A 19084-nucleotide genomic window follows, 5' to 3' on the forward strand; every position below is an offset into this window, starting at 1 on the left:
AGGAGTTAAGAGTTAAGTAGACAATAATTTATTTTGACTTTTAACTTTTAACCTTTGATTTTTTAACTCATCGCTCTTAACTCATCACTCTTAACTCATCACTCCTAACTCTTGAATTTTTCCGTCTCGAAAGCAAACAAGATAGACACATGAGCATATCAATTAGACCTGACGAAATTAGCAGCATTATCCAACAACAAATCGAGCAATACGATCAAGAGGTCAAAGTTGCTAACGTTGGTACCGTCCTACAAGTAGGTGACGGTATTGCCCGGATCTATGGTCTGGAAAAGGCTATGGCTGGGGAACTCTTAGAATTTGAAGATGGCACAATTGGCATCGCCCAAAACTTAGAAGAAGACAACGTGGGCGCGGTGCTTATGGGTGAAGGGCTAGAAATTCAAGAAGGTAGCTCTGTAACCGCTACTGGTAGAATTGCTCAGATTCCAGTAGGAGAAGCCTTAATTGGACGAGTTGTAGACGCTTTGGGTCGCCCCATCGATGGTAAGGGAGACATCAAAACTTCAGACAGCCGTTTGATTGAATCTCCAGCACCCGGTATCATTGCTCGTCGGTCAGTACACGAACCCATGCAAACGGGTATCACAGCTATTGACTCAATGATTCCCATCGGTCGCGGTCAACGAGAATTGATTATTGGCGACCGTCAAACCGGTAAAACTGCGATCGCGATCGACACAATCATCAACCAAAAAGAAGAAGATGTAATTTGTGTCTACGTTGCGATCGGTCAAAAGGCGTCCACCGTCGCTAACGTGGTGCAGACATTACAAGAAAAAGGCGCACTTGATTACACCATCGTCGTCGCTGCTAATGCCAGCGACCCAGCAACCCTGCAATTCCTAGCACCCTACACAGGCGCAACTATTGCTGAGTACTTCATGTACAAAGGCAAAGCGACCCTGGTAATTTATGACGATCTCTCCAAGCAAGCCCAAGCTTATCGCCAAATGTCCCTACTGCTGCGTCGTCCACCCGGACGCGAAGCTTACCCTGGAGATGTATTCTACATTCACTCCCGCTTGCTAGAAAGAGCAGCAAAGCTAAGTGACGAATTAGGTAAAGGCAGTATGACCGCCCTACCAATTATCGAAACCCAAGCTGGTGACGTTTCGGCATACATCCCCACCAACGTAATTTCTATTACCGATGGTCAGATATTCCTGTCTTCTGACTTGTTCAACGCTGGTATCCGTCCGGCTGTGAACCCCGGTATTTCTGTATCCCGCGTGGGTTCTGCGGCGCAAACCAAGGCAATGAAAAAAGTTGCCGGTAAGATTAAATTGGAACTAGCCCAATTTGACGACCTGCAAGCCTTCGCTCAATTTGCTTCTGACTTAGATAAAGCCACTCAAGACCAGTTAGCACGGGGTCAACGGTTACGCGAACTCCTCAAGCAGCCACAAAATTCGCCACTTTCAGTATACGAGCAAGTAGCAATTCTATACGCTGGTATCAATGGTTACTTAGATGACGTTCCTGTAGATAAAGTTACCAGCTTTACCCAAGGTTTGCGCGAGTACTTAAAGACTGGTAAGTACGCCGAAGGAGTAAGAGCCTCCAAAGCGCTAGGTGATGCAGAAGAAGCTGCCTTAAAGGAAGCACTTACCGAATACAAGAAGACCTTCAAAGCAGCAGCGTAATTAAAGTGAGGAGTGAAGAGTTAAGAGTTAAAAGTTAATGAAATACTCCTACCTCTTAACTCCTAACTCCTAACTCCTAACTCCTAACTCAAGAATATGCCCAATCTAAAAGCAATACGCGATCGCATTCAGTCGGTCAAAAACACCAAAAAAATCACAGAAGCCATGCGTCTGGTAGCTGCGGCTAGAGTGCGTCGGGCGCAAGAACAAGTGCTAGCAACTCGCCCCTTTGCCGATCGCTTGGCACAAGTATTGTATGGTTTGCAAAGCCGTCTGCGCTTTGAAGAAGCAAACCTACCACTGCTGAGAAAACGCCAAGTTAAATCAGTCGGGTTGTTGGTAATTTCAGGCGATCGCGGTCTATGCGGCGGCTACAATAGTAACGTTATCCGTCGTGCAGAAAACCGCGCTAAAGAAATCCAAGCAGAAGGTTTAAACTATCAATTTGTACTCGTTGGACGCAAAGCTACACAGTACTTTCAGCGCCGCAATCAGCCAATTGATGCCACCTACAGCGGCTTAGAGCAAATTCCCACCGCAGCAGAAGCCAATCAGATTGCTGACCAGCTACTTTCTTTGTTTCTTTCCGAAGAAGTCGATCGCATCGAATTAATCTATACCAGATTCATTTCCTTAGTTAGCTCCCGTCCTGTGGTACAAACCTTACTGCCCCTCGATCCCCAAGGTCTAGAAGCAGGCGATGATGAAATCTTCCGCTTGACAACCCGTGGTGGTAAATTTGAAGTCGAACGCGAGAAAGTGACTAGCCAAGCCCGCACGTTGGCTCCTGACATGATCTTCGAGCAAGATCCCGTGCAGATTCTCGATTCTCTATTGCCCTTGTATCTGAGTAACCAGCTATTGCGGGCGCTACAAGAATCAGCAGCTAGCGAACTAGCAGCGCGGATGACAGCTATGAGTAATGCCAGCGACAATGCCGGTGAACTGATTAACACTTTAACCCTGTCCTACAACAAAGCTCGACAAGCTGCAATTACCCAAGAACTCCTTGAAGTTGTGGGCGGTGCTGAAGCACTAACTTAGAAAAATACTTGTTGTGGATCGTCGTAAATAGCCAATCGCTAATTTTAAAACCATTAACGATTGGCTATTTTGAGTAATGGGAGCTATATATCCTGACTTTGATAATTACGAATTACGAATTACGAATTACGAATTAAAAATCGCGTACTATAATTGAAATATGAAGCGCATGGGTCCGTCACGGTTTCGACAGGTTGGCGAACGCTGCTCTGTGATTCAGGTCGAGAGTGAGTCTCCTCTCGCAAATCAAAGGCTCAAACAAAAAGTAAATGCGAATAACATCGTTAACTTTGCTCGTAAGGATGCTCTAGTAGCAGCCTAAAACACCTCTTACAGGTTCGAGCGTCTTTAGTTTGACTCCGTTAAGGACTGAAGACCAAACCCCAACGGATGCTCTAGCAAGCGTTCTCTGGTTGGCTTGCTGGCTAAGATTAAATCAGAGCATCCTACGTTCGGGATAATGAACGATTCCCGCCTTGAGGGTCAGAAAGGCTAAACCTGTGAATGAGCGGGGGGTCAATACCCAATTTGGACAGCAGTTCGACTCTGCTCGGATCCACTAAAAATAGTTAACAAGTCCACTTGACACTGTGATGTGTAAGTGGGCTTTGTTTTATGGAAAACTCCATCATAATTTTCTATAATGCACAGTTAACTTGAGTTCATTCAACGGCTAAAATAGCAATACCGTTTAGTGAAGCCCAAAATTTTTGGTAAAGATGCGAAACTAAACTGTTATCCTGCTGCGCTAAGGTGTCTCTACAAGTTTCTCGGCAAACCTTAAACCAAAAATGTGTAGACCTCAACAGCACCCAAGCCCGACTAACAGAAAGAAGCGCAACAAATATTATTTCTGCAAAAAGTCAGGAACTTGTCAAGAAAATAATCTTGATTTTCAACCATAATCTAGCGATCGCTACCCAAACGAAACAAGTGATTCGATTTCAAGATGGTGTAATCAGCTAATCACGCTGTTTCTGGGTTTGTGTGCGTTTCCCAACCTTCTTCCTCTTTTTTTCAGTACACGTCGTAGTCGATCTGCACTCAAGTTTACTTGACGCTCAGATGCTAGTTTTTTTGCTAATTGTTTAGAGTTATAAGTCTCTGACTCTTGAGCTAAACAATTTTCGAGATAAACCAAATCTGATTCTGAATATCGTGGTTTTCCTCCTCGGCCAGGAGCATCCCATAAACCTGCTAAACCCATTTTTTCCCAGCGATGAAGGGTTTGACGCACTGTTGAAATCGCCCAATTCAAGCCTTTTGCAATTTGCTCATTTTTTAAGCCGCGAGTATTCAGCAGTAAAACTTGAGCGCGATCCTTAGTACGTTGAGGAACATCTTTGGCTTTTCTCAATTCTTCTAAAGTCAGCTTTTCTTCTTCTGTGAGAAACACTTTTAATCGGCATCCCATAAACAATAACCTTTTACAAAATCAATTTTTGTATCTATTTACGCCTGTATATTGAATTACTTAGGTATTTCATAATACATTTTAAATATTTTAACTACAAGTATTAGTGATATCGGCGTTTCTAAGGCTACTACGCGATAAGTATTGGCTTGGGAAAACTATCAAAATTTGCATTTTTTCATCAACAATGGATTTTGATAAGAAGTTCGGCACATCGAGATTACACATTAACCTATATAGGTAAAGCGATCTGATAGCCTGAAGCTGTAGCTTATAGCTATAACAAGAAAAATTTGTTGGCGTTATCTTGTTAATGTTTAAAGTCGATAATAAAGGACTGTATCATTAAATTCCTGAGATTATTCTTATGCTTACGGAGGTTTATCGAAACTTTAAAAATTATTTTTATGCTAGTTTCCTTTTAGATGAGCAAAAAAATATATACAAGCCTGCTTTCTTTTTATTCAACTAGTCTCTGGAAATTTGCCTTGATTATCTTCAAAAAAATATCTTTTTTCTCAACTTTACATAAAGTTTATATTCTATGCACCATATTTTTGGTTAAGACAACATATTGAATACCAATTGAATAAACTAATGTTAACAGCCGATGCGACGCTTTTTGCAAGCCTAATAAGGTTTGTCCTACCTTTCCTACTTTTCCTACTTTTCCTACCTTTCCTACTTTTCCTACTTGTTTAATTAAGTGAGTACCCGAAAAACATAAATTTTTCTACTTGATAAATATATCCTTTGACAATATGAAGTATTAAAAGTAATCTCAACTTGGTAGATAGACCAACAATCTAATCATGGTAAAATTATGCTTTCTTAGTTAAAAAATATAATTACTATGATATTTTTAAATTAAGATAAAACCAGATAAATAGCAAAAACAAGTACTCAGTAAAACTTAGGGATAAATTAATATTTATTGAGAATATTTTTTGAATCATATTTTTTGCGAAAAAACAGCAATAATTGATACAAGTTAAATTTTTAAAAAACTGATATTCATTACAACTTCAAAGAAAAATAATAGAGAGAATGGGGGCAGAAGAAAAACCTGTTAATTTGCGCTCGGAGACGAATAATGGTATCGATGTCTACGACCGGCAAGGCCCACGCAGAGAACGTTCAACATCGGCTAACTATACAAACTGTAGAAATTGCCCCTAACACAACGGCGATTCGCTCTCTTGACTGGGATCGCGATCGCTTTGATATCGAATTCGGATTGCAAAACGGTACAACCTACAATTCATATCTAATTAGGGGCGAACAAACAGTTTTGATTGATACTTCTCACCAGAAGTTTCGCGATTTGTATTTAGAGACTCTCAAAAGTCTTGTTAACCCCAAAACAATTGATTACATAATTGTTAGTCACACAGAACCAGACCATAGCGGTTTGGTAGAAGATGTCCTCCAGTTAGCTCCTAGAGCCACTGTTTTAGCCTCAAAAGTTGCGCTGCAATTCCTTGAGGGATTAGTACACGATCCTTTTTCCAAGCGGGTTGTGAAAACTGGCGATCGCATTGATCTCGGCAAAGGACACGAAATGGAATTCGTGAGTGCGCCTAACCTGCACTGGCCGGATACAATCTTTAGCTTTGACCGCAAAACCCAAATTCTCTACACCTGTGATGCTTTTGGAATGCACTTCTGTGACGATCGCACCTTCGACGAAGATTTAGAAGCGATCGAAGCGGACTTTAGATTTTATTACGACTGCTTGATGGGTCCTAACGCTCGTTCGTTGTTGAATGCGATGAAGCGGATGGGCGAACTAGGAAAGATTAATATAATCGCCAATGGTCACGGGCCATTATTATACCACCATTTAGATGTTTTAACCGGGTGCTACGAAAATTGGAGCCAAAGACAAGCTAAAGCAGAAACAACAGTTGGCTTGTTTTTTGTCTCAGAATATGGATATGGCGAACGCCTTGGTCACGCAATTGCCGAAGGTATCCTGAAAACTGGCGTTGGCGTAGAAGTACTGGATCTAAGTACTGCCCAGAGCCAAGAAATTCAAGAACTAGCCGGGAGAGCAGCTGGCATCATTATCGGGATGCCCCCAACTACTTCCGCCGCCGCCCAAGCTGGTATCAGTTCGGTGCTAGCTGTCGCCAAGAACAAGCAATTGATTGGGCTGTTTGAATGTTACGGTGGGGATGATGAACCCATTGATACACTCCGCAGACAATTTCTTGACTCTGGCATCAAAGAAGCCTTCCCACCCATTCGGATTAAAGAGGCTCCCACCGCATCAACATTCCAGTTGTGTGAAGAAGCGGGTAAAGACATCGGACAATTGCTAGTGCGCGATCGCAACATCAAGCAAATCAAGTCCCTTGATGTCAACATGGAAAAGGCACTGGGTCGCATTAGTAGTGGACTATATATAGTCACCACGAAAAAAGATAATGTCTCAAGTGCAATGCTGGCATCCTGGGTAACGCAAGCGAGTTTGCAACCATTAGGATTTACAATTGCCGTTGCTAAAGACCGCGCCATTGATTCCTTAATGCAAGTAGGCGATCGCTTCGTCCTCAACGTTTTGGAAGAAGGCAATTATCAAGAACTCAAAAAACACTTCCTCAAGCGCTTGCATCCTGGTGCCGATCGTTTTGCTGGAGTGAAAACTCAAACCGCGAAAAACGGTTCGCCGATTCTAACTGATGCTTTGGCATACATGGAATGTGAAATACAGACCAGTATGGAATGCAGCGACCACTGGATATTATACTGCACCGTCCAAGAAGGTCGTGTCTCCAAAAACGATGGATTGACAGCTGTTCGCCATCGCAAAGTAGGTAATTACTACTAAGAAAGAGGCAAGAGGTGACAGGTGACAGGGGACAGAAGAGAAAACTATCCCCTGTTCCCTATTCCCTATTCCCTATTCCCTATCCCCTGTTCTCTGTAACCTATTTCCAACAGCTATGACCAATTCCAAGCCACGTGACGTACAAGTTTTACCAATTGCTACCAATACTAAAGCTATCAGAGCGCGTAGTTGGTCACGTCTGCGGTTTGAAATTGAATACGCACTTGAAAGAGGTACAACCTCCAATTGCTATTTAATTGAAGCTGATAAAACCGCACTTATCGATCCACCGCCAGAAAGCTTTACCGAAATTTATTTAGAGGCATTGCGGCAGACTTTAGATTTACAAAGTTTGGATTATATCATCTTGGGTCATTTTAGCCCCAATCGAGTTGCAACCCTCAAAGCAATTTTAGAACTGGCACCACAGGTAACTTTTGTCTGTTCTCTTCCTGGTGCGAACAATTTGCGTGCTGCTTTCTTAGAGCAAGATTTAAATGTTTTGGTGATGCGGGGGAAAGAAACTCTGGATTTGGGTAAGGGTCATGTTTTGAAATTCTTACCCACTCCCAGTCCGCGTTGGCCGGAAGGACTTTGTACCTACGACCAGCAAACTCAAATTCTTTACACAGATAAGTTATTTGCAACTCATCTCTGTGGCGATGAAGTGTTTGATGATAACTGGGAAACGCTCAAAGAAGACCAGCGTTACTACTTTAACTGCCTGATGGCTCCCCAAACTCCTCATGTGCAAGCAGCTTTGGAAAAAATCTCAGATTTGCAGGTGAGAATGTATGCTGTGGGACACGGGCCCTTGGTACGCACCGGCTTAATTGAACTTACCAAAGCTTATGCAGAATGGAGCCGTTCTCACAACGATCGCGAAATTTCCGTTGCCCTACTTTACGCTTCAGCTTATGGGAATACAGCGACTTTAGCACAAGCGATCGCTCTGGGACTAACTAAAGGTGGAGTCGCAGTTAAATCCATTAACTGCGAATTTGCTACCCCTGATGAAATTCGCATCAACCTCGCACAGTCAGAGGGTTTTATCATTGGTTCTCCTACCATTGGTGGTCATGCACCAACTCCCATTCATACTGCTTTAGGGATTGTGCTATCGAGTGGTGACAACAGCAAACTCGCTGGGGTCTTTGGTTCTTATGGCTGGAGTGGCGAAGCCTTTGACTTAATTGAAGGTAAACTCCGGGATGCTGGATATCGCTTTGGCTTTGACACTTTGAAGGTGAAGTTTAAACCTGATGATGTTACCCTCAAGTTTTGTGAGGAATTAGGTACAGACTTTGCCCAAGCACTGAAAAAGGCTAAAAAGGTACGCTTACCCCAACAAGCCGCGACTCCAGTGGAACAGGCTGTTGGCCGGATCGTTGGTTCCGTTTGTGTGGTGACAGCTAAACAAGGAGAAGTGTCTACCGCAATGTTAGGCGCTTGGGTTTCTCAAGCCACCTTCAACCCACCCGGAATAACAGTGGCGATCGCCAAAGAGCGAGCGATCGAATCTTTGATGTATCCAGGCGGGAAGTTTGCCTTAAATATTCTACCTGAAGGCAATCATCAAGAATACATGAAGCATTTCCGTAAATCTTTCGCGCCTGGAGAAAATAGATTTGCCAACTTTAGCACAGCAGTTGCAGATAACGGTTGTACCGTCCTCACTGATGCACTAGCATATTTGGAATGTTCAGTCAACCAACGTCTAGAATGTGGCGATCATTGGGTTGTGTATGCAACTGTAGATGAAGGTAAATTACTCAAGCCTGATGCTGTGACTGCCATCAATCATCGCAAAACCGGCACTCATTATTAAATAATGAGAAATTTAACCTAACGAAACCGCTTTAGCTTAAATATAGCCAAGGCGTTTTATAACAAAAATTCTCTTTTTTCTTGTGGGATGGGTCGAAAAGCCCGTCCCAATTTTTTGTCGATATGCAGAATACGCCCAAATAAATTTTAGTTATCTAGAAGCCGATCGATCTTTAGACAGATGTTCAGGGTTATTTAAGTTTTAGATTATACACTATATACCCTTGTATTACAAATTTATCTATTGTTTTAAAAGGACTCCGACAATATTCTAGTAAATTTCTGAAATAAAGAACCACTGACTACGAACTATATCAAGAGCGATCGCTCATAACTGTTGATAAAACGCATATTGCCTAGAGCATCGACGACACATATTGCCTTATATCAAGGGTTTGGTAAATCTGCGTAACATAACTTTACAAGTGTTCCAATTTCCACATATCTCGGCTGATCTACTATTAGGCTATTCTGAATCATGTAAATAGACCTTTAATATGCAAATGTTTAAAATCTGTCTAGCTATTGCTACTTTTTTACCTTTTATTTTCTTTCCTCTTTACTCACAATTGCTGCATTCACACTAACTTCTATCAAGGTTGCTTTTCTTTTTCTTGCAACTGCTCACGTTGCAACTACTGGATATTTTTATTGGTGCAGAGAATTTAGAGAAAATATTATAGTTAAGAATAAGATGAGATACATATTCTTACCTATTCTGCTGTTTCTTGTAGCAGGATTTATTTATGCTTACTCACCGGATTTTTTAAAGATATATCTGCTGCTGTTCTATTGGGTTTGGCAATCTCACCATTACGGACGCCAAAACATTGGTGTGTATAGCTTCTGGGTTAAACGACCTCTTAAAAAGCTGGAAAGGCAGTGTATCACAATAGGAACATTAGCAGGTACATTTGCAGCATTGAAGATCGTAGGTTATGCAACCGCTCCTATTTTCTTACATCAATTAATTGATATGATGTATCATTTTGGACTGTTTCTTGCTGTTAGCGCTTTTTTTTTATCAGCTTGGACAATCTTCAAAGGTGCGAATCCCTTTCTTTTTGTTATGTCACTCTTTTTTGTTCCGGCTTTTCTTTCAAATAATATTGCCATAAGTTTTTATACTTATGCGATCGCACATGGTTTGCAGTACATCATATTTATGGGGGCGATCGCACTTGCGGATAGTAAGAAAGCCCTGATTCCTTTCAGTATATATATGATACTTGGTGGGGCGATTTTATATAGTAGCCAGTGGGCTGGTGATTCTGTGTGGATACAGTTCTTTGCTGGTGGAGTACTTGGTTTGACAATGGGACATTTTATTGTAGACGCCCATGCATGGCGTTTGTCAATGCCAGTACAGAGAGAATTTGTGTTGAAGAGACTAACTTAATTCTCTTTCTGTTTTTTTGATTTTTTATGCCATAAACGTTCCAGTTTTATGGATACTTCAAGCCTGAATTTTTCAGGAGTGTGCGTTATCAATTGGTTTGTAGTCAAATGTATAAGCCAATACAGTTAAGTTAGGTATTTATTTTTTCTGTTTGTGTCCTTTAGGTTCTTCTGGTACGTCCGCTGCGCGAATGCAGTAGCCAAGCCACTACGCCTCTACGTTCAAAAAATTGACTTTGACAAAGCGTTTTAGCCTTAAATAAACCGTATTGGTTTCTACCCGGCGGCGAAATTTTCATCGCCTAAACACCAGAGTTATCAAGGAGTCTAAACCAAGTGAATTCCAGTAACAGCAACGTTGAGAAACCATTTTTAGAAATCAACGCTTCTCGCCAATTTACCGCTTGGCTGTATGAGCAAAACCTCAGTTTGTCCTTCACTACCTATCAAGCGGGGAAGTTATTTTTCATTGGCTTGCAACCAAACGGCAAATTGTCAGTATTTGAGCGTACCTTTGAGCGGTGTATGGGGTTGTATGCCAATGGCAACAGCCTCTACATGAGTTCCCTGTACCAACTGTGGCGATTTGAAAACATTATCCAATCTGGAGAAAACCACCAAGGCTATGATGCTCTCTATTTACCCCAGATGAGTTATGTGACAGGAGATTTAGATATTCACGATATCGCTTTGAGTAAAGCAGAAGAGAAAGATTCAATTCCACAAAAACTATTATTTGTCAATACTTTATTTAGTTGTTTGGGAACAGTCAGCGAAACCCACAGTTTCGTTCCTCTATGGCAGCCAACCTTTATCAGCAAGCTGGCAGCAGAAGATAGATGTCATCTGAATGGGTTGGCAATGCAGCAAGAAAAACCGAAATACGTTACTGCTGTCAGTCAATCGGACGTAGCCGAAGGTTGGCGGGAGCATCGGGCAAATGGGGGCTGTGTTATTGATTTAGAAAGCAATGAAATCGTCTTGCAGGGGTTGTCTATGCCCCACTCCCCACGCTGGCATCAGGGAAAACTCTGGCTGCTCAATTCAGGTACGGGCGAGTTTGGTTTTGCCGACTTAAAGCGAGGAGTATTTGAACCAATCGCCTTCTGTCCGGGATATCTGCGTGGTTGTGCATTTTATGGCAACTTTGCAATAGTAGGAATTTCCCAACCCAGGCATAACAAGACCTTCAGCGGCTTGGCTTTGGACGATAAATTGCACCAGAAAAATGTTGAGCCTCGCTGTGGGTTACTAGTGATTGACCTGAGAAGCGGTGATATTGTCCATTCCCTGCGAATAGAAGGGGTGGTACTGGAATTATACGATGTGGTAGCCCTTTTGGGGGTACGTCGTCCGATGGCGATCGGGTTTCGCAGCGATGAAATTCGGCGGGTGATAACGGTGGGATAAAAAGCAATTCAAAATTTCCGAAAAATCAACATCAATGATGTCTAATTGAGCAATTTTTCACCTATCTAATCTCAACGGCAGCAACGGCTTTGTGATGTGGAATCAGAAAAATCGCGTGTGCAATTTCAGTATTAAAGCGTAAACAACATAAATTCACTTGTTGGAATTCCGCAATTGCCACAAAGACAATAGCAAAAACGCAGGGTAGCCTTTAACTAGAAAAACAGTATTAGGTAATTCCTAGACACAACTTTTATATTATTTTTCTTGTTCTTATGACTCCAAAACACACTAAAATTAAATTTCCTCTTTGGCAGTATCTGAACCAGCCCTTATTTAGTCGCGATACTAAATTAATACTGAATCCCCAACGTTTTGTATTAGTCTGGCGTCTGCAACTTTTAGAACGTTGCTGGACTAAAGAATGTGACGCCAAAGGGCCTCAACAGCATTAGATATTTGAAAAACTAGCTGCTGAACTCAACTATAAGCTGGCAAACTAAGCCTCGTCTACAGAACGTGGCTTTTTGCCATCAAGTAAAGTACTGACAGTCATATCTCCCATAACATTAATTGCGGTGCGGCAGCGATCCAAAAACCAGTCTACAGTCACTAGCAAAGCGATGTACTGGGTAGGTAAGCCAACAGAAGTGAACACTAGCGTCATTGTTACCAGTCCTGCATTGGGAATATTTGCCGCACCCACAGATGCAAAAATCGAGGTAAGGATGACAATTAACTGCTGTCCTAGACTCAGATGTTGTCCAATCAGTTGGGAAATATACAACGCAGACATTGCTTCATAGAGGGCAGTACCATCATTATTGAAATTTGCCCCGACTAATGCGCCCAAAGCAGCAGAAGATTCCCTTAAACCGACTTTTGTTTGCAAAACCTCAAAGGTTACGGGCATTGCCGCTGCTGAGGAAGAAGTTGAGAAAGCTGTCAAAAAGGCATCAGAACCACCAGCGAGGAATTTTAGTGGGTGTACCCAAGAACCAAATTTTACTCTGGTGAGGTAGTAGCACGCTTGCAATACCAGTGCTAACAATACGGCGACGATAAATGCACCCAAAGATTTAAATGGTGTAAATCCCTGCATCGCCACAGTTTTAGCCACAATCCCAAAGACTGCGAACGGTACTAAAGCAATTACCCAGTTAAGGATGCGGACTACCGCTTCAAATAAAATTCCGATGACATCCTCTATGGGCTGGAATCCATTCTTGCCTTGGGCGATTTGTTCAGATTTTAATGCCCGCAGGACGATGCCAAAACTCAGGGCAATCACAATCAACTGGATGACATTATTATCAACCAATGGCTTGAGGACGGCTTCTGGTACAGCATCTTTGAGTATTCCCCAAGGATCGAGACTCTGAGCAGTTATTGCCGTACTTGTTGAGGTGGCTACATTCCCCCAAGTTCCTGGACGCAGGACATTCGCTACGAAAAGCCCCACCAAAATAGCTACAGTAGTATTGGTTAAAAGTAGCACTGCCAGCCGCCGTCCGGCTGTACCAGGGATGTTGGTGGTCATTAAAGTATGCAGCACCGCTACCAAAATTAGGGGTGTAGCCAAGGCGCGGAGAGCCTTTAGCACCAATTCAGCCGGAATTGCTAAATTGTTGATTAAGGCAGCGTTGCTGGGATTAGGATTCCCTGCACCAAGGGCAATTCCGACGCTGACTGCCGCTATTAAGGCGATGAGAATTTGCAACGTGAGAGGGATACGCTGCCACCAAGGGCTAGCTTTGGTTTCAGGCGATGTAGTTCTCTCTGTTTGACTCATTGGCTAGATACTGGTTAACTGCTGTAACTATTAAAACAACACTAATGATATTGGTAATTCCAGAAAAAGAACAGCTTTAATTTTGGTTAAAAACTGTTAATCTAAGATTCCGTTGCTTTGCAAAATCTCGCTCAAAAGGGTATACCACAAGGTAGGCCCCTAGAGGTGTCTTGGCTTGTGGTTGGAGATGCTTATGTCCTTTGTTCCTTTACATATTCACAGTGACTATAGTTTGCTCGATGGGGCAAGTCAGCTACCAGAGTTGGTAGATCGAGCGATCGCACTAGGAATGAAAGCGATCGCCCTTACCGATCATGGTGTCATGTATGGAGCCGTTGAACTGATCAAAATCTGCCGTAGTCAAAATATTAAGCCGATAATCGGCAATGAAATGTATGTAATTAACGGCGATATTGAGAAACAAGAACGCCGACCAAAATATCATCAAGTAGTTTTAGCTAAAAATACCAAAGGTTACAAAAATTTAGTCAAATTAACTACAATTTCTCACCTCCAAGGTGTTCAAGGGAAAGGAATTTTTTCTCGTCCTTGTATTAATAAAGATTTATTAAAAGAATATCATGAAGGCTTGATTGTCACTAGCGCTTGTTTGGGTGGAGAAATTCCCCAAGCGATTCTCAGTAATCGACCAGATGCCGCCCGGAAAGTTGCTCAGTGGTATAAAGATGTATTTGGTGATGATTATTATCTAGAAATTCAAGACCACGGCTCCCAAGAAGACCGGATTGTGAATGTAGAAATAGTCAAAATTGCTAGGGAACTAGGGATTAAAATTGTTGCTACCAATGATTCACATTTTATTTCTTGCTTTGACGTTGAAGCCCACGATGCTTTGCTATGTATTCAAACAGGTAAGCTAATTATTGAAGATAAGCGGATGCGTTATAGCGGCACAGAGTATCTCAAATCTGGTGAGGAGATGCGGCAGCTATTTCGCGACCATTTGCCGGATGATGTAATTGCCGAAGCGATCGCCACTACTGAAGAAGTCGCTGATAAAGTCGAGCCTTACCATATCATGGGTGAGCCTCAGATTCCCACACCCCCCATTCCTTCAGGTCATACTGCTGATACTTATGCCGAAGATGTTGCATGGCAAGGACTTTTAGAACGATTAAATCGCAAATCTCGCCAAGAAGTTGATTCCGTCTATAAAGAAAGATTGGAATACGAACTGAAAATGATTCAGCAGATGGGTTTTTCCAAATACTTTTTAGTTGTATGGGATTATATCAAATTTGCTAGAGATAATAACATTCCTGTGGGACCAGGTCGGGGTTCGGCGGCTGGTTCATTAGTTGCTTATGCAATGCGAATTACTAATATTGATCCTGTGCATCATGGGTTACTCTTTGAGCGTTTCTTGAACCCAGAACGGAAATCCATGCCTGATATTGATACGGATTTCTGTATTGAACAACGGGATAAAGTGATTGATTATGTAACTGAGAAATATGGTGCAGATAGAGTTGCCCAAATTATTACTTTTAACCGTCTAACTTCTAAAGCCGTTTTGAAAGATGTCGCTAGAGTATTAAATATCCCTTATGGGGAAGCTGACAAAATGGCGAAATTAATTCCTGTAGTGCGGGGGAAACCAACGAAACTCAAGGTGATGGTTTCCGATAAAACTCCAGAGCCAGAGTTTAAAGAAAAATATGATAAAGAACCCCATGTTCGCCACTGGCTTGATATGGCCATGCGAATTGAAGGAACTAACAAAACTTTTGGTGTTCATGCAGCAGGTGTGGTAATTTCTGCCGATCCACTGGATGAAATTGTGCCGCTACAGAAGAATAATGATGGTTCCGTGATTACCCAGTATTTCATGGAAGACTTGGAATCAATGGGTTTATTGAAAATGGATTTTCTCGGTTTGCGGAACCTAACGCTGATTCAAAAAACTTTGGACTTGATTCAAGAAACGAGAGGATATCGGGTCGATCCTGATGAAATTCCTCGCCAAGAAAGAAAAGCCCAGAGAATATTAGCTAAAGGCGAACATAGCAGTTTACCTAAAGATGTCCAAAAAACTTATGAATTATTAGAAGCAGGTGAGTTAGAAGGAATATTTCAATTAGAATCTTCTGGTATGCGTCAGATCGTGCGAGATTTGAAACCTTCTAATATAGAAGATATTTCTTCAATTTTGGCACTTTATCGACCGGGCCCATTAGATGCGGGACTGATTCCTAAATTTATTAACCGCAAACATGGTCGAGAAAAAATTGATTATCAGCACCAAGTTCTGGAACCAATATTAGACGAAACTTATGGAATTATGGTCTATCAAGAGCAAATCATGAAAATTGCTCAAGATATGGCGGGATATTCTTTAGGACAAGCTGACTTGCTGCGTCGGGCGATGGGTAAAAAGAAAGTTTCTGAGATGCAAAAGCAGCGAGAAAAATTTGTAGATGGCGCAGCAAAAAATGGCGTTCAGAAAAAAGTTGCGGATGAATTATTTGAGCAGATGTTAAAGTTTGCGGAATATTGTTTAAGCTATGACACGGAAATATTAACAGTAGAATATGGATTGTTGCCCATTGGGAAAATTGTAGAAAAAAGCATTGAATGTAATGTGTACAGCGTTGATAAGAATGGGAATATTTACACGCAACCTGTAGCACAGTGGCACGATCGCGGACAACAAGAGGTGTTTGAGTATTGCTTGGAAGATGGTTCAATAATTCGGGCGACAAAAGACCATAAATTTATGACTGTTGATGGTCAAATGTTGCCAATTGATGAAATATTTGAACGGGAATTGGATTTGATGCGGGTAGAGAATTTGCCGAGTTAGCCAGAATAAAACTTTAGTAGTATGAGATTACGCTGTTGAATTAGCAGCGATCGTATTTGCAAGACAAATACTTTTATTTTTATGGTTGCTGAAAGCGATCGCTCCACTGATGGATGTACATGACGGCGATCTTTATAGAGAAAGGGTGATGCTATGCTTGCTATAAAAAGGATTGAGGATACAGTACGATGAAAACTCGCAGCTTTGCAGTCCTCATTTATAAAGAGGACGATATGTATATAGCTGAGTGTCCCGAAGTTGGTACGGTCGATCAGGGGGAGACAATCGAACAAGCAATTGCTAGCTTAAGACAGGCAACGCAGCTTTACTTGGAGGAATTTCCTCTACCTGAAACATCTCCAAGATATATGACCAGCATTGAAATCACCTATGCCTAAGTTGCCACGAATCTCAAGTAGAGAGGCAATTCGGGCACTGGAGTGTTTGGGTTTTGAGCAAATTCGACAAACCGGTAGTCATGTCGTGATGAAGAAGCAAACGCCAGAAGGCACAATTGGCTGTGTTGTACCTGTGCATCAAGAACTGAAGGTAGGAACATTGAGCGGCATTCTTAAGCAAGCACAAGTTACACCGGAAGAGTTCATAGAAAATCTGTAAGCGATCGCTTTGAGTGCGAATTGGATTTGATACAGGTTGATGCGACTGGGGAGACAAGGAGAATAACCCGTGTCCCATGCCTAATACCCAATGACTCAATACGCTTGGGTTAAGGGCTACTGGCAAAAATTTTGGGTTTTTGAGACGCGATAAATCGCCGTCTCTACAAGTGTTTTGTTGCTCATTCTGAACTGTATTGCCCAATGACAAATGACTAATAACTAATGACCATTTGTGGTTTTCCCCAAAGGATGGTTTCTTGCTTGTAAATGGCAATTCCTGGTTTTGCTCCTTTGGGTTTGTAGACGTGTTTTGGCTGAGTGTAAACTACTGGCACTTGCTCACTCTGACGTGCGCGACTGTAGTATGCAGCAAGGTTAGCTACAAATTGCAAATCAGCTTCTTCCGCCACAGCACCCGGTTCTAAACGTAGTAACACATGGCTACCTGGAATTTCTTGAGCGTGGAACCATAAGTCATAATCCCCTGCTACACGAAAGGTTAATTGGTCATTTTGGCGATTGTTACGACCGATTAAAACTTCAAAGCCATTAGGCGTAAGGTAACGATAAAAGTTAGTGCTGGGAGGTTCGTTTGCACTGCGGCTGCGGTATTCTGGATCTTCTAAATACTTTTGCCCAATCAACTCTTCGCGGATTTCTTCTAAAGCTCGCAAATCTTCTGCTGTTTGGTAGTTATCTATTTGAGCTTTGGCGTAGCCCATCGAAGATATCGCAGCTTCTACTTGCTCTAAATAATCAATTTCTGTCTGCACTTCCAATAGTAAGGGTTCGACAGCAGCACGGGCGCGTTTGAGCTTTTGGTGCTGTTTGTAAAGACTTTGGGCATTTTGGACGGCATTTTTATCTGGCTGGAGAGCGATCGCTACTGGCAAATTTGTCTCAAAATCAGCAAGGATAATTTCTTTCATCCCTGGTTCCCAGTTTTGCAAATGAGCCATCAATAAATCAGCTTTTTGCCGATACTCATCGGCTCGATCTGATTGCTGCAAGCGCGTCTCAAAGGTTTGAGCTTTATTGTGTAATTTCGCCAGAATATTATTCAATTTCTGACTCAACTGATGGCGCAATTGCGAAAATAACTGTTCGTTAATCTTGTTACTGTAATAGTGGTTGAGTAACTCCTGAATATTTTTGACCTTTTCAACTGCACCCCAACCCATTACGGTATAACCATCTTTTGTCCAAGCGGGTTGAAATTCTTTGGAATCTAGAGCTTGCAGCCATTCTTGCCAACGCTCAAATAGCCGTCGCCAGTCGTTGGGGTTGAGAGTATGGGTGGATGTTTCTGGTGCAATATTTGCTTCTAGCAGCATCAACTCCACTAGTACAGCACTCAAGCCACTATAACTTTTGAGCAATTGCTGCTTAATTGCTCCTGGTACTAAACTTACCCGTTCTTGCCAACGTTCTTGAGATTCGCTCAAGTAGGGGACATTTCTAGTTAGTTTCGGTGGTGTTTCATAAGGTTGTCCGGTTTGGATGGGACGGACACTAGATTGTTGCTGACTGACTTGATGAGCGGCGGTGATAATTATATTGTTAGCGTCGGTGAGAATGACGTTGCTATACTTGCCCATGATTTCTGCATAGACATGATATAGAGCGCTTTCTCCAGGACGACGGGCAAATTGTAAATCAATCACCCGCTCCCAAGGGGCGATCGCTTGAATCGCCACCAGTGCCAAACCACCCAATTGGTGTATTAATTGTTGGCTAAAGGTAAAGGTATCCGGCGATCGCGGTGGCGGATCGCCAATACAAATATGTGCAGCTTGGGGATGCCAAGAAATTTGTAGCCAATCTCGCTGTTCTAAGGTGCGTAATGCCATAGCGATCGTGTAGCGATCGCGCTGGTAAACTTGTTCTAAGCGTGATGGTAGCCAGTTAGCGCGGATTTCGCTACAAGCAGCTGTGAGAGTGGTAAAGTCAACTGGTTGCAAAGCGATTAGTTTTTAACATTCAAATGGTAGCGATCGCTATGCTTTTATTTTTGTTTAGTTAAAGCATAACAGACCTCACCTATCATAGCGGTTACTTGCTTTGGTGATAGCTGCGAATCAAAAAACGCAGAAATTATCATCAGATAAGCTTCTGCGTTTAAGCGATCGGTTCGTTTTTTATACAGTTTGTATTTTGGTGTTGAGTTTTCCAAGCTCAGGCGATGCCTACGGTGGTCACTGAGCTTCTTGCCTTGAGTTTCGACTGCGCGGTAATCGAGCGAAGTCGAGATTCAACTA

The 19084-nt window shown here is 42.3% G+C and carries 14 protein-coding genes and 1 other RNA gene; 12 read left to right on the forward strand and 3 right to left on the reverse strand.

The features are described from left to right. Window positions 1-149: 149 nt before the first annotated feature. From atpA to NSTC731_RS20160, 4 genes are all read left to right on the forward strand, one after another. The gene (gene atpA / locus NSTC731_RS20145; RefSeq protein WP_445626487.1) at window positions 150-1664 is read left to right on the forward strand and encodes a F0F1 ATP synthase subunit alpha; all 1515 of its coding nucleotides are present in this window, start codon (window positions 150-152) and stop codon (window positions 1662-1664) included. A 96-nt stretch (window positions 1665-1760) separates the two neighbouring features. Beyond that, the gene (locus NSTC731_RS20150; protein WP_445626488.1) at window positions 1761-2708 is read left to right on the forward strand and encodes a F0F1 ATP synthase subunit gamma; all 948 of its coding nucleotides are present in this window, start codon (window positions 1761-1763) and stop codon (window positions 2706-2708) included. 171 nt (window positions 2709-2879) lie between these two features. Then, window positions 2880-3270, forward strand: a transfer-messenger RNA (tmRNA) gene (gene ssrA / locus NSTC731_RS20155). A 191-nt stretch (window positions 3271-3461) separates the two neighbouring features. After that, window positions 3462-3674 (forward strand): hypothetical protein, encoded by a 213-nt coding sequence (locus NSTC731_RS20160; RefSeq protein ID WP_445626489.1) that lies wholly within the window; start codon window positions 3462-3464, stop codon window positions 3672-3674. On the opposite strand, the gene NSTC731_RS20165 is transcribed toward NSTC731_RS20160, so the two are convergent. After that, complete coding sequence (locus NSTC731_RS20165) at window positions 3667-4122, reverse strand: helix-turn-helix domain-containing protein (RefSeq protein ID WP_445626490.1); 456 nt, start codon at window positions 4120-4122, stop codon at window positions 3667-3669. The genes NSTC731_RS20160 and NSTC731_RS20165 overlap by 8 nt on opposite strands. Before the next feature lie 1093 nt (window positions 4123-5215). Here NSTC731_RS20165 and NSTC731_RS20170 point away from each other — a divergent pair. The 5 genes from NSTC731_RS20170 to NSTC731_RS20190 all read left to right on the forward strand — a co-directional run bounded on the left by NSTC731_RS20170 (window position 5216) and on the right by NSTC731_RS20190 (window position 12045). Further along, a complete protein-coding gene (locus NSTC731_RS20170) occupies window positions 5216-6955 on the forward strand; it encodes a diflavin flavoprotein (RefSeq protein WP_445626491.1) in 1740 nt (579 codons plus the stop codon). Window positions 6956-7070: 115 nt separating this feature from the next. After that, the gene (locus NSTC731_RS20175; protein WP_445626492.1) at window positions 7071-8783 is read left to right on the forward strand and encodes a diflavin flavoprotein; all 1713 of its coding nucleotides are present in this window, start codon (window positions 7071-7073) and stop codon (window positions 8781-8783) included. A 693-nt stretch (window positions 8784-9476) separates the two neighbouring features. Beyond that, complete coding sequence (locus tag NSTC731_RS20180) at window positions 9477-10181, forward strand: hypothetical protein (RefSeq protein WP_445626493.1); 705 nt, start codon at window positions 9477-9479, stop codon at window positions 10179-10181. 335 nt (window positions 10182-10516) lie between these two features. After that, a complete protein-coding gene (locus NSTC731_RS20185; RefSeq protein WP_445626494.1) occupies window positions 10517-11590 on the forward strand; it encodes a TIGR03032 family protein in 1074 nt (357 codons plus the stop codon). 275 nt (window positions 11591-11865) lie between these two features. Beyond that, window positions 11866-12045, forward strand: a complete 180-nt coding sequence (locus NSTC731_RS20190) for a hypothetical protein (RefSeq protein ID WP_322679176.1) — start codon at window positions 11866-11868, stop codon at window positions 12043-12045. Between the two features lie 44 nt (window positions 12046-12089). Here the strand turns inward: NSTC731_RS20190 and NSTC731_RS20195 are convergent, their stop codons facing one another. Beyond that, entirely contained in the window at window positions 12090-13382 is a 1293-nt protein-coding gene (locus NSTC731_RS20195; RefSeq protein WP_445626495.1) for a dicarboxylate/amino acid:cation symporter, read from the reverse strand. 193 nt (window positions 13383-13575) lie between these two features. On the opposite strand from NSTC731_RS20195, the gene NSTC731_RS20200 reads away from it, so the two are divergent. From NSTC731_RS20200 to NSTC731_RS20210, 3 genes are all read left to right on the forward strand, one after another. Further along, entirely contained in the window at window positions 13576-16206 is a 2631-nt protein-coding gene (locus NSTC731_RS20200) for a DNA polymerase III subunit alpha (protein WP_445626496.1), read from the forward strand. A gap of 188 nt (window positions 16207-16394) precedes the next feature. After that, window positions 16395-16604 (forward strand): type II toxin-antitoxin system HicB family antitoxin, encoded by a 210-nt coding sequence (locus NSTC731_RS20205; RefSeq protein WP_445626497.1) that lies wholly within the window; start codon window positions 16395-16397, stop codon window positions 16602-16604. Further along, window positions 16597-16824: a type II toxin-antitoxin system HicA family toxin gene (locus NSTC731_RS20210; RefSeq protein ID WP_445626498.1), complete on the forward strand. Its 228-nt coding sequence runs from the start codon at window positions 16597-16599 to the stop codon at window positions 16822-16824. The genes NSTC731_RS20205 and NSTC731_RS20210 overlap by 8 nt, the downstream gene beginning before the upstream one ends. A gap of 214 nt (window positions 16825-17038) precedes the next feature. Here the strand turns inward: NSTC731_RS20210 and NSTC731_RS20215 are convergent, their stop codons facing one another. Further along, window positions 17039-18787 carry an Rqc2 family fibronectin-binding protein gene (locus NSTC731_RS20215; RefSeq protein WP_445626499.1) on the reverse strand — a complete coding sequence of 583 codons (1749 nt, stop codon included), beginning with the start codon at window positions 18785-18787 and terminating at the stop codon, window positions 17039-17041. Window positions 18788-19084: the final 297 nt, after the last annotated feature.

The sequence above is a fragment of the Nostoc sp. DSM 114167 genome (assembly GCF_052692655.1).

Excerpts from the sequence above, each read along its gene's own strand:
- NSTC731_RS20170 (WP_445626491.1), top strand. The coding sequence starts at position 5,216 with ATGGTATCGATGTCTACGACCGGCAAGGCCCACGCAGAGAACGTTCAA.
- atpA (WP_445626487.1), top strand. The coding sequence starts at position 150 with ATGAGCATATCAATTAGACCTGACGAAATTAGCAGCATTATCCAACAA.
- NSTC731_RS20200 (WP_445626496.1), top strand. The coding sequence starts at position 13,576 with ATGTCCTTTGTTCCTTTACATATTCACAGTGACTATAGTTTGCTCGAT.
- NSTC731_RS20165 (WP_445626490.1), bottom strand. The coding sequence starts at position 4,122 with ATGGGATGCCGATTAAAAGTGTTTCTCACAGAAGAAGAAAAGCTGACT.
- NSTC731_RS20175 (WP_445626492.1), top strand. The coding sequence starts at position 7,071 with ATGACCAATTCCAAGCCACGTGACGTACAAGTTTTACCAATTGCTACC.
- NSTC731_RS20190 (WP_322679176.1), top strand. The coding sequence starts at position 11,866 with ATGACTCCAAAACACACTAAAATTAAATTTCCTCTTTGGCAGTATCTG.
- NSTC731_RS20205 (WP_445626497.1), top strand. The coding sequence starts at position 16,395 with ATGAAAACTCGCAGCTTTGCAGTCCTCATTTATAAAGAGGACGATATG.
- NSTC731_RS20210 (WP_445626498.1), top strand. The coding sequence starts at position 16,597 with ATGCCTAAGTTGCCACGAATCTCAAGTAGAGAGGCAATTCGGGCACTG.
- NSTC731_RS20195 (WP_445626495.1), bottom strand. The coding sequence starts at position 13,382 with ATGAGTCAAACAGAGAGAACTACATCGCCTGAAACCAAAGCTAGCCCT.
- NSTC731_RS20180 (WP_445626493.1), top strand. The coding sequence starts at position 9,477 with ATGAGATACATATTCTTACCTATTCTGCTGTTTCTTGTAGCAGGATTT.
- NSTC731_RS20150 (WP_445626488.1), top strand. The coding sequence starts at position 1,761 with ATGCCCAATCTAAAAGCAATACGCGATCGCATTCAGTCGGTCAAAAAC.